General features: G+C 65.8%; 13 protein-coding genes and 2 pseudogenes. 6 read left to right on the top strand and 9 right to left on the bottom strand.

Features of this window, described 5'->3' with window-relative positions:
* From BGN95_RS03500 to BGN95_RS03480, 5 genes and pseudogenes are all read right to left on the bottom strand, one after another.
* Positions 1–734, bottom strand: a pseudogene (locus BGN95_RS03500) (copper resistance protein B); the annotation flags it as partial.
* Complete coding sequence (locus BGN95_RS03495; RefSeq protein WP_018251213.1) at positions 731–2764, bottom strand: copper resistance system multicopper oxidase; 2034 nt, start codon at positions 2762–2764, stop codon at positions 731–733. The gene BGN95_RS03495 and the pseudogene BGN95_RS03500, both read right to left, overlap by 4 nt.
* 67 nt (positions 2765–2831) lie before the next feature.
* Positions 2832–3401, bottom strand: a complete 570-nt coding sequence (locus BGN95_RS03490; RefSeq protein WP_018251214.1) for an RNA polymerase sigma factor — start codon at positions 3399–3401, stop codon at positions 2832–2834.
* 10 nt (positions 3402–3411) lie between these two features.
* Entirely contained in the window at positions 3412–3852 is a 441-nt protein-coding gene (locus tag BGN95_RS03485) for a periplasmic heavy metal sensor (RefSeq protein ID WP_017980786.1), read from the bottom strand.
* Positions 3849–4118 (bottom strand): hypothetical protein, encoded by a 270-nt coding sequence (locus BGN95_RS03480; protein ID WP_020486670.1) that lies wholly within the window; start codon positions 4116–4118, stop codon positions 3849–3851. The genes BGN95_RS03485 and BGN95_RS03480 overlap by 4 nt, the downstream gene beginning before the upstream one ends.
* Positions 4119–4245: 127 nt before the next feature.
* Here BGN95_RS03480 and copC point away from each other — a divergent pair, with 127 nt between their 5' ends.
* Genes copC through BGN95_RS03465 form a run of 3 tightly spaced genes read left to right on the top strand, consistent with a single transcriptional unit; the run spans position 4246 to position 5867 of the window.
* Positions 4246–4614, top strand: coding sequence for a copper homeostasis periplasmic binding protein CopC (copC, locus tag BGN95_RS03475; RefSeq protein WP_020486671.1), 369 nt, complete (start codon positions 4246–4248; stop codon positions 4612–4614).
* 4 nt (positions 4615–4618) lie between these two features.
* Positions 4619–5545: a copper homeostasis membrane protein CopD gene (copD, locus tag BGN95_RS03470; RefSeq protein WP_017980789.1), complete on the top strand. Its 927-nt coding sequence runs from the start codon at positions 4619–4621 to the stop codon at positions 5543–5545.
* Positions 5546–5597: 52 nt separating this feature from the next.
* Positions 5598–5867, top strand: coding sequence for a flagellar biosynthetic protein FliQ (locus tag BGN95_RS03465; protein WP_017980790.1), 270 nt, complete (start codon positions 5598–5600; stop codon positions 5865–5867).
* Positions 5868–5912: 45 nt separating this feature from the next.
* On the opposite strand, the gene BGN95_RS03460 is transcribed toward BGN95_RS03465, so the two are convergent.
* From BGN95_RS03460 to BGN95_RS03450, 3 genes are all read right to left on the bottom strand, one after another.
* Positions 5913–6245 carry a four-helix bundle copper-binding protein gene (locus BGN95_RS03460; RefSeq protein WP_017980791.1) on the bottom strand — a complete coding sequence of 111 codons (333 nt, stop codon included), beginning with the start codon at positions 6243–6245 and terminating at the stop codon, positions 5913–5915.
* Positions 6246–6334: 89 nt separating this feature from the next.
* A complete protein-coding gene (locus BGN95_RS03455; protein WP_226341938.1) occupies positions 6335–7165 on the bottom strand; it encodes a DUF4396 domain-containing protein in 831 nt (276 codons plus the stop codon).
* A gap of 118 nt (positions 7166–7283) precedes the next feature.
* Positions 7284–8597 carry a type II restriction enzyme NmeDI-related protein gene (locus tag BGN95_RS03450; RefSeq protein ID WP_017980793.1) on the bottom strand — a complete coding sequence of 438 codons (1314 nt, stop codon included), beginning with the start codon at positions 8595–8597 and terminating at the stop codon, positions 7284–7286.
* A 331-nt stretch (positions 8598–8928) separates the two neighbouring features.
* Between BGN95_RS03450 and BGN95_RS03445 the strand changes: the two genes are divergently transcribed.
* Entirely contained in the window at positions 8929–11286 is a 2358-nt protein-coding gene (locus BGN95_RS03445) for a heavy metal translocating P-type ATPase (RefSeq protein ID WP_390901610.1), read from the top strand.
* Complete coding sequence (gene cueR / locus BGN95_RS03440; RefSeq protein WP_017980795.1) at positions 11283–11666, top strand: Cu(I)-responsive transcriptional regulator; 384 nt, start codon at positions 11283–11285, stop codon at positions 11664–11666. The genes BGN95_RS03445 and cueR overlap by 4 nt, the downstream gene beginning before the upstream one ends.
* Positions 11667–11718: 52 nt before the next feature.
* Here the strand turns inward: cueR and BGN95_RS03435 are convergent, their stop codons facing one another.
* Entirely contained in the window at positions 11719–12240 is a 522-nt protein-coding gene (locus BGN95_RS03435; protein ID WP_017980796.1) for a DUF6118 family protein, read from the bottom strand.
* A gap of 212 nt (positions 12241–12452) precedes the next feature.
* On the opposite strand from BGN95_RS03435, the pseudogene BGN95_RS03430 reads away from it, so the two are divergent.
* Positions 12453–12714 (top strand): annotated as a pseudogene (locus BGN95_RS03430) (cytochrome P450); the annotation flags it as partial.

Raw genomic sequence — 12714 nt, 5'->3', positions numbered from 1 at the left:
CAGCGATAGCCGTCACGACCGTTGCGGAATTGATACTCAGCGAGGTTCAATAGCACCTGGCTGAAGTTTTGACCGCCGTGATGCTGCTGAAGGTGATGGCGACCCATCGCCATCGCGTCCGCGCCGTAAACGCTGTCGGCCGCATGGTCGGTCGGCAGGGGCGGGGCGGGGGCGTTTCCTGCGGGAAGCGCGGTGCCAGTCTGCTGCACCCCATCGGCCGCCATGCCTGGCATTCCGGCCATTCCCGACATGCCCTGCATGTCGTGGCCGCTGTGCTGGTCGGCTGGCATGGTCATCCCCGGCATCGCCGAATGGTCCATGCCCTGCATCGGCTGCTGGGAGCCCTGAGGGACCGTTTGGCCGTTTCCGGGCATCTGCATCCCCGGCATGGCTTCCATGCCCTGCTGTGAGCCCTGCGGAGCCGCATGGTCCATGCCGGGCATAGACGAGTGATCCATGCCCGGCATGGTCCCGTGATCCATACCATTCATGCCGGCCGTTGGCGCGGCGCGGCGTTTCGTCGTCGAAGCTGATGGTCGCCTCGCAGGAGCTGACCTAGTCTTGGCCGGCTTGCCTTTGGCCGTGGGCTTCACCACCGGCTTCTTTTTCGCAGGCATCGGCATGGTCATGCCCGGCATTGCCGAATGATCCATGCCCTGCATCGACTGAGCGGCGACAGGACCGGCGATGCCGAGCATGGTGGCGGCGGCGAGCGCCGCGGTCAGCCGGTTCATGCCGCCTCTCCCGCGAACGGGCGAACGGTGACGACGCGCATCATGCCTGCGGTCATGTGGTAGAGATTGTGACAGTGGAACGCCCAATCGCCGGGTGCATCGGCGGTCAGATCAAAGGTCATCTTGCCTCCAGGCGGCACGTTGACGGTGTGCTTGCGCGGCGCATGATTGCCGTGCCCCGTCACCAGCTCGAAGAAATGGCCGTGGAGATGGATGGGGTGCGGCATCATCGTATCGTTGACCAACGTCACCCGCGCCCGCTCGCCTTTGCGGAACGGGATGGGGTCGGCGGGATCGCTCAGCTTCTGCCCGTCGAAGCCCCACATGTAGCGCTCCATGTTACCGGTCAGATGGATCTCGAACTGACGCGACGGCGCGCGCACGTCGGGGTTGGGCGCGAGCGAAACGAGGTCGCGATAGGTGAGGACGCGGTGATCCAGGCCCTCCAGACCCTGGGGCGGTTCACCGCTACGGTCCTTCGGCATCGGGGAGATGGTCTGCACGCCCGGCCCCATCTTCACGCCCGGCGCATTCTTCGGGTCGCGCATGTTCATGTTCATGCCGCCACCCGACCCGTGGTCCATCCCGGCCATGCCGCCAGCCTGGCCCGATCCGCCCGACATGGCACTATGGTCCATGCCGGCCATGCCAGCACCGCCCGCTGCCATTTGGCTATGGTCCATCCCGGGCATTACAGCGCCGCCCATCTGGCTGTGGTCCATGCCCGACATGCCGGACATGCCCGCCATCGCTGCGCCTGCCGCGACCGTCCCGTGATCGGTCGGCCCCTTCCAGCCCGTCAGCTTCCAAAGATTGCGCGAGGCGTTCTGCATCAAGGTGGGGTCCGGCCCGCGCGTGGCGACCGGGCTCTCGTCCTTCATGCCGGACATGCCCTGCATCCCGCCCATGCTCCCCATGTCCATGCCCATATCGGTCATGGTCAGCAGCGTGCGCGGACGAAGCGGCGGGACCGGGGCGACCATCCCCTCACGCGGGGCGAGCGTCGCCCGGCCCATGCCGGAGCGATCGATAGCCTCGGAGACGAAGCTGTAGGCCCGGTCCTCGGGCGTCACGATCACGTCGAACGTCTCGGCAACGCCGATCTGGAACTCGTCGATCTTCACCGGACGGACATTCTGCCCATCGGCCTGCACGACGGTCATCGGCAGGTCGGGGATGCGGACGTTGAAGTTGGTCTGCGCCGCGGCGTTGATGATCCGCAAGCGGACCCGCTCGCCCGGCTTGAACAGCCCCGTCCAGTTGTCATACGGCCCGTAGCCGTTGACCAGGAAGGTATAGGTCGAGCCGGTGACGTCGGCGATGTCGGCGGGGTCCATTCGCATCTTTCCCCACTCGATCCGGTCCTTGAGCGGCATTTCCCGACCCGCGAGCAAGCCCGCGAGGGTCGGCCGCTGATAGTTGAAATAGGCGCCGCCCATCTGCTTCAGCTTCCGGAAAATCTGCTCGCCGGTCATCTGGCTGTGGTCGGACAGCACGATCACATGCTCGCGGTCGAACGCGATCGGATCGGCACCGGCCGGGTCGATCACGATCGGCCCGTAAAGTCCGCCCTGCTCCTGCTCGCCGGAATGGCTGTGATACCAGTAGGTGCCCGACTGGATGATCGGGAACTCGTAGATGAAGGTCGAGCGCGCCTTGATGCCGGGGAAGCTGATGCCGGGCACGCCGTCCATCGCGAACGGCACGAGCAGCCCATGCCAGTGGATCGAACTGTCCTCGTCGAGATTGTTGGTGACGGAGAGGCGGACCTTTTGCCCCTCCTTCAAGCGAATGAGAGGGGCCGGCACCGTGCCGTTGACGCCGATTGCGGGCGTCGACTTGCCGTCGACGGGAAGTCTGAAACTGTCGATCGTCAGCGCGATGTCAGTGCCCGAGACGGTCGGCAGCGGTTTGACGATCCCGCCCGAGACAGGCTGCGCCCACGCGGGCATATAGGCGGTCAGCGCCATGCCACCGCCAGCAAGGGCGGCGCCGCGAAGCATCTGGCGGCGATCGATAGTGCGGCTCATACGGTCCTCAAGGCTCTCGAACGGGAGTGTCCCTCTAGCCTTGATACGCAGCTCAGGGCGCTATCCCTCAGCGCCCGCCCAATCGCTCCAGCAACTTCGATCGCGCGCGATAGAGGCGGGTTTCTACCGCCTTTTCGCTGATCGACAACACTGCCGCGGTTTCAGCCTGGCTCAACCCCTCGATCGTGCGCAGCACCAAGGATTCCTTCAATGCGGTCGGCAAGCCCGCAATGGCGCGCGTCACGCGGTCGAGTTCCTGTCGGTCGCCCGTCGCGTCGTCGATCGCCACCTGGTCGTCTGCAATGGCTTCGGCTTCCGGGCCGATCGGTGCGGCGAACGCCAGAAAGCGCCGCACGGTGCGCTTGCGCCCCCAATCGCGGCACTTGTTGATCGCGATCGTCGATAGCCACGCGCGCATCGATCGATCGCCGTCGTAGCGGGGCAGGGCCTGATGCGCCGCGACGAAGGTCTCCTGCAGAAGGTCCAGCGCCTCGTCGGCCTCGCCGACGCACGCGCGCACCATGCGGAAGATTGACTGCCGATGGCGGCGCATGATCTCGGCGAAGGCGGCTTCGCGCCCGGCGATGCTGAGGGTCGCCAGCTCGCCGTCCGTAAGCGTGGTCCAGTCGAGGCTCACGCGCCGAACCTCAACGTGCGTCGTCGGTGAGCGCCTTCACCACGGCCTGATCGAACTGGCCGGTCTGATTGGGCCGCAAGAGCTGGCGCATGGCGAAGATGTGCGCCAGCGTCGCTTTCTGGAGCTCGCCCATGACGGCGTGGCTCTGGTCGACCGCTGCGGCGACGCGCGGCCCGTTGCCATGCTCGGCCTCGATCGCTTCAGCGAGCCGGGCATTGTTCGCCCGCAATTCCAGCTCGAATGCGCGCCGCTGCACGGCGAAACGCTGCTCCAGCACTTCAAGTCGCGCTTCCTGGTTGGCGTCCAGCGCCAGCTTATGATGCAGCACGTCGTGCAGCTCCGAGCCGGGCTGGGCACGTGGCGGAAGTAGCGCCCGCCCCACGAACACACCGATGATCGCGGCGATGAAGCACGCGACAATGCCAAGCAGAAGGCGGATGCGGCCGCTCATTGCACGCCGACGAGCAGCGTGGAGGGCGCGAGCGGCGACACCGGCCCCAAGGGCGATAGCGAAGCCGCGCTGGCTTCCTTCGCGGGCACACCGGCACCGAAGATGCCCATGACGAGCGCCGCAGCGATCGTCATTGCCCCAACGCCTAAGCCGGCGCGCGCCGCTGGACGTGCGGCGACCCGCGCCAGCACGCGATCTTCCATGCCATCAAGGCTCGCGGGCACGGGTGCTTGCGCCAGCCTCATCAATACTGCGTCGAGGTCCATGTCGTTCACTCCACCCCTCTAGCATGGATTACGCAAGCGACGCGCCCATCCCTCAAATCCATCCGTGAGGGGTGGTCGATCGGGGCGCGTAATGAAGGACAGGAACCCTCCTGTCGAAAGGCCCCCTATGCGCCGCCTATCCGTTCTGACTGCTGCTGCCGCTCTCGTCATGTTCGCCGGAACGGCGAACGCCCATCCTAAGCTGGTGTCGGCATCGCCGGCCGCCAATGCGACGGTCGCGAAGCCCGCTCGTATCGAACTTCATTTCAGCGAGAAGCTGATGCCAGCCTTCTCCAAGGCCGATCTCACGATGGCAGCGATGCCCGGCATGGCAGCCATGAAGATGGCCAGCGCCTCCGCGCTCTCGTCCGATGGCCGGACCCTCGTCATCACCCCGAAATCGCCGCTCCCATCGGGTCGGTATAGCGTCGCGTGGAATGTCGTCTCGACCGACACCCACAAGGTCGCAGGAACCTACGTCTTCGCGGTGAAGTGAGGCGATGGGGGACTGGTCGCTTATCGGCGTCCGCTTCGCGCTCTACGTGACGCTGGCTGCGCTGTTCGGCCTTGCCGCATTCAGCCTTTATGGGCTGCGGGCGCGCGAGCGCGGCGACGCGCTCGCGCTGCGTCCCTGGTTCATCGCCAGCGCTGGCCTGAGCCTGTTGTTTTCAGGCGCCTGGGTCGTGCTGATGGCCTCCTCAATGGCCGGAACGCCGGCCTGGCCGATCGACCGTGAAGCAGTCGGCGCGCTGCTCACCGGCTCTGCGATCGGAGCAGCATGGAAGCTGCGCATGGTCATGGTGGCCCTCGCGGCGCTGGCAGCGCTGGTCGCGGGCGGGCGCGGCATCTGGCTGAGCATCGTCGCGCTCTGCTCGGCCGTGGCACTCGCAACGCTGGCGTGGACCGGACACGGCGCGATGGACGAAGCCGTGATGGGCTGGGTCCACCTCATCGTCGACATTCTCCATCTGATCGCCTCGGGCGCTTGGGTTGGCGCACTACTGGGGCTGCTCCTGCTCGTCTCCCGACCCGCGGCGCGCGTAGACGCGGCGCATCTGGGGCTGACGCACCGCGCGCTGCACGGGTTCGGCGCGATCGGGACGGTTGTGGTCGGCACGATCCTCGTCACCGGCCTGGTCAACGGCTGGATGCTGGTCGGGATCGGCAACCTCGCCACGCTTCCTGCGACGCTCTATGGTCAGCTCCTGATCGCAAAGCTGGCGCTGTTCGTCGCCATGCTAGGGCTCGCCTCGCTCAACCGCTTCCGGCTCACGCCGGCATTCGAGCGGTCGATCGCAGCGGACGATCACAAGGGCGCCCTCGGCGCGCTGCGGACAAGTCTGGCGATCGAAACCGCCTGTGTCATCGCGGTTCTCGGGCTGATCGCCTGGCTCGGGACGCTCGCGCCGCCTGCATCGGCGATGTGATGCGCGGCCGGGGAGCCCTCGCGGTCCCCGGCCGTTCACGGGGCCGCGCCTGATGGATCAGTCGATCCTGCTCGACGAGACGGGGAGGATGCTGGCCGTGGCCGGCCTGATCTGCGTGGTGCTGCTCGTGCCGATGATGATCGTCGGGCTGATAATCAGCATCATCCAGGCGGCGACGTCGATTAGCGAACAGACGCTGAGCTTCGTGCCTAAGCTGATCGCGCTAGGCGTATGTTTGGTGATTTTCGGGAGCGCAGCGACCGAGCTCCTGACCAAGTTCACGGCCGAGCTGTTCGCTGTGATCGCGAGCATGGGCCGTTGATATGCAGATAGCTGCGCGGGCGGGCGACCGCCCGCGCAAGCCCCGCTATGCCGCCATCCGATCGCAGGAATCGGCGCACTTCCGGCACGCTGCCACGCAATCCTCCATGCCGCCCAGGGCCTCGCAGCTCGCTGCGCAAGCCCGGCAGATCTCGGCACACTCGCGGCAGATATGCTGATGGTGGGCGGACTTGCGCGCCATGAAGTCGATCGCAACCGCGCAAATTTGCGCGCAGTCGGCCATGATCTTCATATGCTCGGGCGCGGCGTGCTGGCCGCCCATTTCGAGGCAATGGTTCATCGCCATGTGAAGACAGGTCACATGGCATTCGTGGCAGGCGTCCATGCACGCCTTCATGCCGGGGTCGATCTGGTGCATCGCATTATCTCCGTATGAGCCCCCGCCTGTTCCTAGATACGCGCGCCGCGCGATCACCCCTTGCCGCGATCTCCGTCGTTCGCGGCAAGTTACATGGCCCACCGACCGAACAGCGTCGCAACGATGATGCCCGCGCCAAGCATGATGAGCGTCAACACTGTCATTGCGGCGATCTGAGGTCCGGTCACGCGCGCGCCGGCCGCCATGCCGCTCATCCCTGCCATTGCGTCGTGTCCCATGTCCGGCATCGGCGTGGCCGATTGCCGGTCCGCGCCGACTTCGTGTCCGCCATGCCCCAGCGCGCGCACCGTGCCCATGCCGTGCTTCAAGCGCACGCCAACCAGCCAAAGGTTGATCGGATAGGCGACTGCGAACCCGACGAGTGTCGCCAGCGACATGACGCCCCAAAAGCGGAGCGAGCTGGCGTGCATCGCGGCCATGTCGCGGCTCATCAACACCACCATCGTCGGGATCATGCCGGCCATGACGGCATTCATCGACAGCCATTCGGGGATGAACGACATGCGAAGCGCGCCCCAATAGGAACCGCCCGCCATGTCGCGCATGAAAAGCGCCTGGAAAATCAGCAGTCCGAACGCGAAGCCGAACACATATTCCGCGATCACGTCCTGCCACATCGGCAGGCCGAGCGCCGTGGTGATCGCGGCTGCGGCGATGACGCCGGTTGCATCGCCCGCCATGCAATGGATGGCCGAGCCGAACGCCTGCTTCCAGAGCGGTCGAACGAAATCCTCGTGCCGCTCGTTCGCCGGCTCCTGGCAGGACAGGACATAGGCCGCGGCCATGATCGGGCCACCATAGAGCGTGACCAACAGCCACCCCCATTTCATCACGCGCAGCTCGGGGTTGCGGGTGAAGGCATCCCACGCGACGTAAGCGACCGAAAGGGCGGTCAGCACGAACCACCCGATCAGCACGGCGTCGAGCCAGGGGGCCGGGGATGGCATCGTCACGGCAGCACTCCTCTACATGCTAGAGGATACGCGGCTCTCCGGATCATCCCTTGCGCGGAGCGGGCTAGGCGAGCTTGCTGGAAACGGCCTTGATCGCTTTCAGTCCCGATCCGAACCGCGCGATGGCCTCCCGGTTCTTCTCCAGCTCGCCATAGGGCAGGTAGGATATGTCGAGGTCGGCTACGCGGCTGAACGCGGGCCGCTGCAACTGCGCGCGAACGTCCGTCTCGCGCGCGTCGGGCGCGACAAGGAACAGCCCCGCGGTCGCGTGAAGGTCGCCACCGCTCAAGGCCAGGTCGAGCATCCTGACGATGCCCGAATAGATCGAGGTCGAATGCTCCACCTCGAACGCCGCGGCGACATGATCGCCGGCCTTCTCAAGCCACAGCACGTCGATCAGCCGGATCGAGTCAGCGCCCTTCGACGTCGCGATCGTGTCGGGCAGGCGCTCAAGGCATCCTGCGCCCAAGGGTGATCCGTCGAAGGCGCGGCTGCGGTCGTTCGCGGCGATCCATACGTCATAGCCGAGCGCCAACCCTAGATCGCGAAGCCATGCCTGGATTTCGGTATGGGTGCGCTCGTTCTCGCCCTCGCGCTGAGCGGCCTTGCTGAGCGTGCGCGCTTCCTCGCGCGCCGCCTCAAGCCGCTGCCCCCAGCTCGCCAGCGTCGCGCCGCTCACGTCGAGGGGCGGAGCCGGATAGCGATCGGAGCCGATGTCGAACAACAGACCGCCGATCGCGCCTAAATCATTCGATAGCAGCTCGCGGAAGCGGTCGTTGAGATCGAGGATGCCGGTCCGCATCGCCAGAAAATGCTCCCAGCTCCCGAGCTTCACATTCGCCCCCGTCAGCGCGTTGTAGCCCTTAACGATTGCGGTGTTGAAGGGCGGCACCAGCGTCGGGTGAAGGAAGTAGAGGAGGTTGGCGACCGCCGGACCCAGCCCCTTGATCTTCAAACGGTCGATCGCGTGGATATGGCTGATGATCTCCTCGGCCGTGTCGCAACAGGAACAGGCGTCGAGCAAGCGGCCGAACGCGCGCTGATTGTCGGGGCTCTCGTAAATGTCGGGGATGCGGAGCTTCGGCTTCCAGAGGAACGCATGGTCCGCGCCCTTGAAGATTTGCCGCTGCTCGGCGACGGAATGGACGACGGTTTCGAGCGACGATCCGCGGTAGGCGACGCCGAACGTGCCGCGCTCGATCTCGCCGACAACCTGGGTGATGCCGCGCCGGATTGATCGGAAGTTCTTCAACCGCTCGTCCCAAAGAAACCAGCTCCGATAGGTCGCGCCCTGATCGTCACGCCAGCGGGCAATTAAGCGGCGCACCAGGCCGTCATGGTCGGTGCCAGTAGAAAGACTGTCGATCTGCGCTGCCATATGTCCCCGATTGCCCCCGGCCCGCGTTTGGCGAGCTAGTAATAGACCTAAGCTGCGGCCCTTATGGCGTCGAGGGTGTAGAGCTGGCCCCCGCAATATGAGGGCAACGCCGCTCCCGCGCGTAGATTCAACATACAGGCCAGCGGTGCCGACAGGGCCTTGACCCTAACACGGTGTCATACCCTACATGCTCTCGGGTCGAAGGAGTCTTGCCATGAACGACCCTCATTACCATTCCCAAGCCGGGCGTTGCGGCTGTTCGAAGCCTGCGCCTGAATCGGTCTCCACGCCCTCATCCTGTTGCGGGGGCGGCTCGGCCGCTCCCGCAAAGATCGAGCACGAACATCATCACACCGAAGCGGGCGGCTGCTGCTCGGGCAGTAAGGACAACGATGCCGCAGCAGCAGTGATCGACGCGGTGTGCGGCATGACGGTCGATCCCGCAAAAACGACACACCATGCCGAGCACGCTGGTCATGCCTATCATTTCTGTAGCGCAGGGTGCCGGAGCAAGTTTGTCGCCAATCCTGACGCCTATCTGAGCGATAAGCCGAAACCGGAGCCGATGGCGACGCCGGGGGCGATGTGGACGTGCCCGATGCACCCGCAAATTCGCCAGGAAGGGCCGGGAACTTGCCCAATCTGCGGCATGGCGCTCGAACCCGAAGAACCGTCGCTCGACGATACTCCCAACCCTGAGCTGGTCGACTTCACGCGCCGACTGTGGGTGGCGGGCGCGCTCACGATCCCGCTGCTCGTCGTCTCGATGTTCGCGGAAATGTTAGGCCTGCATGTGGTTAGCCCTGCGGCCTCGCCTTGGGTCCAGCTCGCACTCACCGCGCCGATCGTGCTGTGGGCGGGCTGGCCGTTTTTCGAGCGGGGGTGGACATCGCTTCGTACCCGCCATCTCAATATGTTCACACTGATCGCGATCGGCGTAGGTGCCGCCTTCCTCTATAGCGTGGTCGCGACGCTCGCGCCGGGCATCTTCCCAGCGACCTTCCGCACGCATGGGAGCATGGTTCCCGTCTATTACGAGGCGGCCGGCGTCGTGGTGACACTGGTGCTGCTCGGGCAAGTGCTCGAACTGCGCGCTAGGGCGGCGACAGGGCGCGCGATCCGCGCTCTCATGGATCTCGCCCCCAAGACGGCGCAACGCTTGCAGCCTGACGGTTCTGAAGAAGAAGTCGGGCTTGCCGACGTGGCAACCGGTGACCGGCTGCGGGTCCGCCCCGGTGAAGCCATCCCGGTCGATGGCGTCGTGGTCGAGGGTCGTTCGTCGGTCGACGAAGCCATGCTCACCGGCGAACCCGCGCCGGTCCTCAAGGAAGTCGAGGCGATCGTTACCGGGGGCACCGTCAACGGGACGGGCAGCCTGGTGATGGAAGCCCGCGCGGTTGGTTCGGACACGATGCTCGCGCGTATCGTCCGCATGGTCGCGGAAGCGCAGCGAAGCCGCGCCCCGATACAGGCGGTCGCCGATCGGGTTTCAGGATGGTTCGTGCCGCTCGTCGTGCTGATCTCGATTGCGACCTTCATCACTTGGTCGCTGGTCGGCCCTGAGCCGCGCATGGGCCATGCCCTGCTTAACGCCATCGCAGTGCTGGTGATCGCCTGCCCGTGCGCGCTCGGGCTCGCCACGCCCATGTCGATCATGGTCGGCACGGGACGCGGCGCTCAGGCCGGCGTGCTGGTGAAGAACGCGGAAGCCTTACAGGGGCTGGAAAAGGTCGATACCCTTGTCATCGACAAGACGGGTACGCTCACGGAAGGCAAGCCCAAGCTGATCGCGGTCGAGACGGTCAGCGCGGTCGGAGAGAACGACATGCTCGCGCTTGCCGCGGCCGTCGAAGGCCAATCCGAACATCCGCTCGCGCACGCAATCGTCGTTGCCGCCAAAGAACGAGGATTGCAGCTCGGCACAGTCGCGGACTTTGCCTCGCAAACCGGGCTGGGTGTCAGCGCCACGGTGGGCGGCCGCTCGGTCGTGATTGGCAATGCGGTGCAAATGAGCCGGATCGGCGCTGATCTCAAGCCGGTCGACGCCGCGGCCGATCGTCACCGTGGCGAAGGCGCGGGCATCATCCTCGTCGCGATCGACGGGGCGCTCGCCGGTCTGCTCGCAGTCGCCGATCCGGTGCGCGCATCGGCGCGCGACGCTATTGCCGCGCTTCGCAAGGAGGGCCTGCGGGTCGTCATGCTCACCGGCGACAATCGTGGGACGGCCGATGCTGTCGCGCGCGCCGTGGGCGGTCTTGATGACGTGCGCGCCGATCTGCTGCCGGAAGACAAGGCGCGTATCATCGGCGAGCTGAAAGCGAGCGGCGCAAGGGTCGCAATGGCGGGCGATGGGATCAACGACGCCCCGGCGCTCGCCGCCGCGGATGTCGGCTTGGCGATGGGAACGGGAACAGACGTGGCGATCGAAAGCGCCGGCATGACGCTCACGCGCGGCGATCTCTCGGCGATCGTGCGCGCCCGCAAGCTCGCTCGCGCGACGATGCGAAATATCCGCCAAAACCTGTTCTTCTCGTTCTTGTTCAACGGAATCGGCGTGCCGGTTGCGGCCGGCGTGCTTTACCCGGTTGCCGGTATCCTGCTGTCGCCGATGCTGGCCGGTGCAGCGATGGCGCTCTCGTCCTTCACCGTGGTCCTGAACGCACTGCGGCTCAACGCGGTAAAGCTGTGAACATCGGAGCGGCGTCGGACGCCAGCGGCGTCTCCCAACGCATGATCCGCCACTATGAAAAGATTGGTTTGGTGCCCGCGCCGCCACGGCGCGGGAACTACCGGGACTACGCCGACGCTGACGTTCATCGGCTGCGATTTATCGCCAACGCGCGCGACCTGGGGTTCCCGATCGAGGAAATCCGCACGCTGCTGGGGCTGTGGTCGGATCGCGATCGGTCGAGCGCGGAAGTGAAGACGCTGGCGGAAGCCCGCGCTGCCGAACTGGGCCGCAAGGTCCGCGTCTTGGACGCCATGCGCCGCTCGCTTACCGGGCTCGCCCAAGCCTGTCATGGCGATGATCGGCCTGATTGTCCGATCATCGAACGCTTGGCTGAATAACTTGCGCGGCTAACTTTTACTCCACTTGAGCGTGATCGTGCGTCGCACCGTTTCACGCGTTTCGCGCTGCGGCTTTGCCGCACCCCTCGATCGCCGCGCGGTTGGCCGTCACGATCCTGTCGGCCCCGACGATGGCGCGGAACGCGGTGGGACTGGCGCTCTGGATCATACGCTGCCCGGCTTCCCAGCGGGGCAAGTCGAGCGTCCGCGCCGCCATGCGCTCGGGCCATTGCCAGCTCGCCGGTGCGATCTCGCGCGCGACCAGGCCCGGCACGATCGCCCATGCGAGGATGCCGGCCGCCACCCCACCCAGGGCAAACCATAGCTGCCGATTCTTCTGGTCGGCGCGTGTCCATGCGGACCCGGCGATGGCGCGAAGATCGGCCATGATGCGGGCCTTGTCCTCGCCCGCCTTGGCGAGCGCCGCCTGATCCTCGCGCCGGGCGGCGCTGCCCGCCGCGGCGATGCGCTGCGCCATCTGCTCCGGCGTCATCGCCAGCGCCGGGGCCGCTTTCAGGAATTGGCCGATGCGCGCGACGTTCTCGCCTGCCGTGTTCACGTTCTGCTGGAGCACGCCAAGCGTCTCGGTATGGTCGGGTATGTCGATCGCCGCGCTCGGCCGCCAAGCCCTCCACGGCGCAGCGCCAGCTCGCCGCGCATGGCCTCGAACGCCTCGGCCGCGCCTGCTCCGCCCTGATCGTCCTCGTTCGTCACCTGTCGTGAGCCTGCAACCCGTGATATTCCTCCGAGTTAATCAAAGGAGACCCAACAATCACCGGACCGGTCATGCCTAAGACACCACACACGAAAGGCCCGGACGAAACCCTTTCTCTCCTCGCCGATCCCTATCGGTTCATCTCCAGGCAGTGCCAGCGCCTAGGCGCAAACGCTTTTGAATCCCGTTTCCTGCTGAAAAAGACCAACTGCCTTAAGGGGGCCAAGGCCGCCGAAATCTTCTACGATACGACCCGCTTCGAGCGCGAAGGTGCCATGCCGGTCGCTATTCAGAAGACACTGCTGGGCCAAGGCGGCGTTCAGGGTCTGGACG

The sequence above is a fragment of the Sphingomonas sp. 66-10 genome (assembly GCF_001897045.1).
Classification (GTDB): Bacteria; Pseudomonadota; Alphaproteobacteria; order Sphingomonadales; family Sphingomonadaceae; genus Sphingomonas; species Sphingomonas lycopersici.
The sequence above is the reverse complement of the archived record's forward strand: the minus strand, read 5'-3'. Positions and strand labels throughout refer to the sequence as shown.

Excerpts from the sequence above, each read along its gene's own strand:
- BGN95_RS03495 (WP_018251213.1), bottom strand. The coding sequence starts at position 2,764 with ATGAGCCGCACTATCGATCGCCGCCAGATGCTTCGCGGCGCCGCCCTT.
- BGN95_RS03485 (WP_017980786.1), bottom strand. The coding sequence starts at position 3,852 with ATGAGCGGCCGCATCCGCCTTCTGCTTGGCATTGTCGCGTGCTTCATC.
- BGN95_RS03480 (WP_020486670.1), bottom strand. The coding sequence starts at position 4,118 with ATGGACCTCGACGCAGTATTGATGAGGCTGGCGCAAGCACCCGTGCCC.
- copC (WP_020486671.1), top strand. The coding sequence starts at position 4,246 with ATGCGCCGCCTATCCGTTCTGACTGCTGCTGCCGCTCTCGTCATGTTC.
- copD (WP_017980789.1), top strand. The coding sequence starts at position 4,619 with ATGGGGGACTGGTCGCTTATCGGCGTCCGCTTCGCGCTCTACGTGACG.
- BGN95_RS03465 (WP_017980790.1), top strand. The coding sequence starts at position 5,598 with ATGGATCAGTCGATCCTGCTCGACGAGACGGGGAGGATGCTGGCCGTG.
- BGN95_RS03460 (WP_017980791.1), bottom strand. The coding sequence starts at position 6,245 with ATGCACCAGATCGACCCCGGCATGAAGGCGTGCATGGACGCCTGCCAC.
- BGN95_RS03450 (WP_017980793.1), bottom strand. The coding sequence starts at position 8,597 with ATGGCAGCGCAGATCGACAGTCTTTCTACTGGCACCGACCATGACGGC.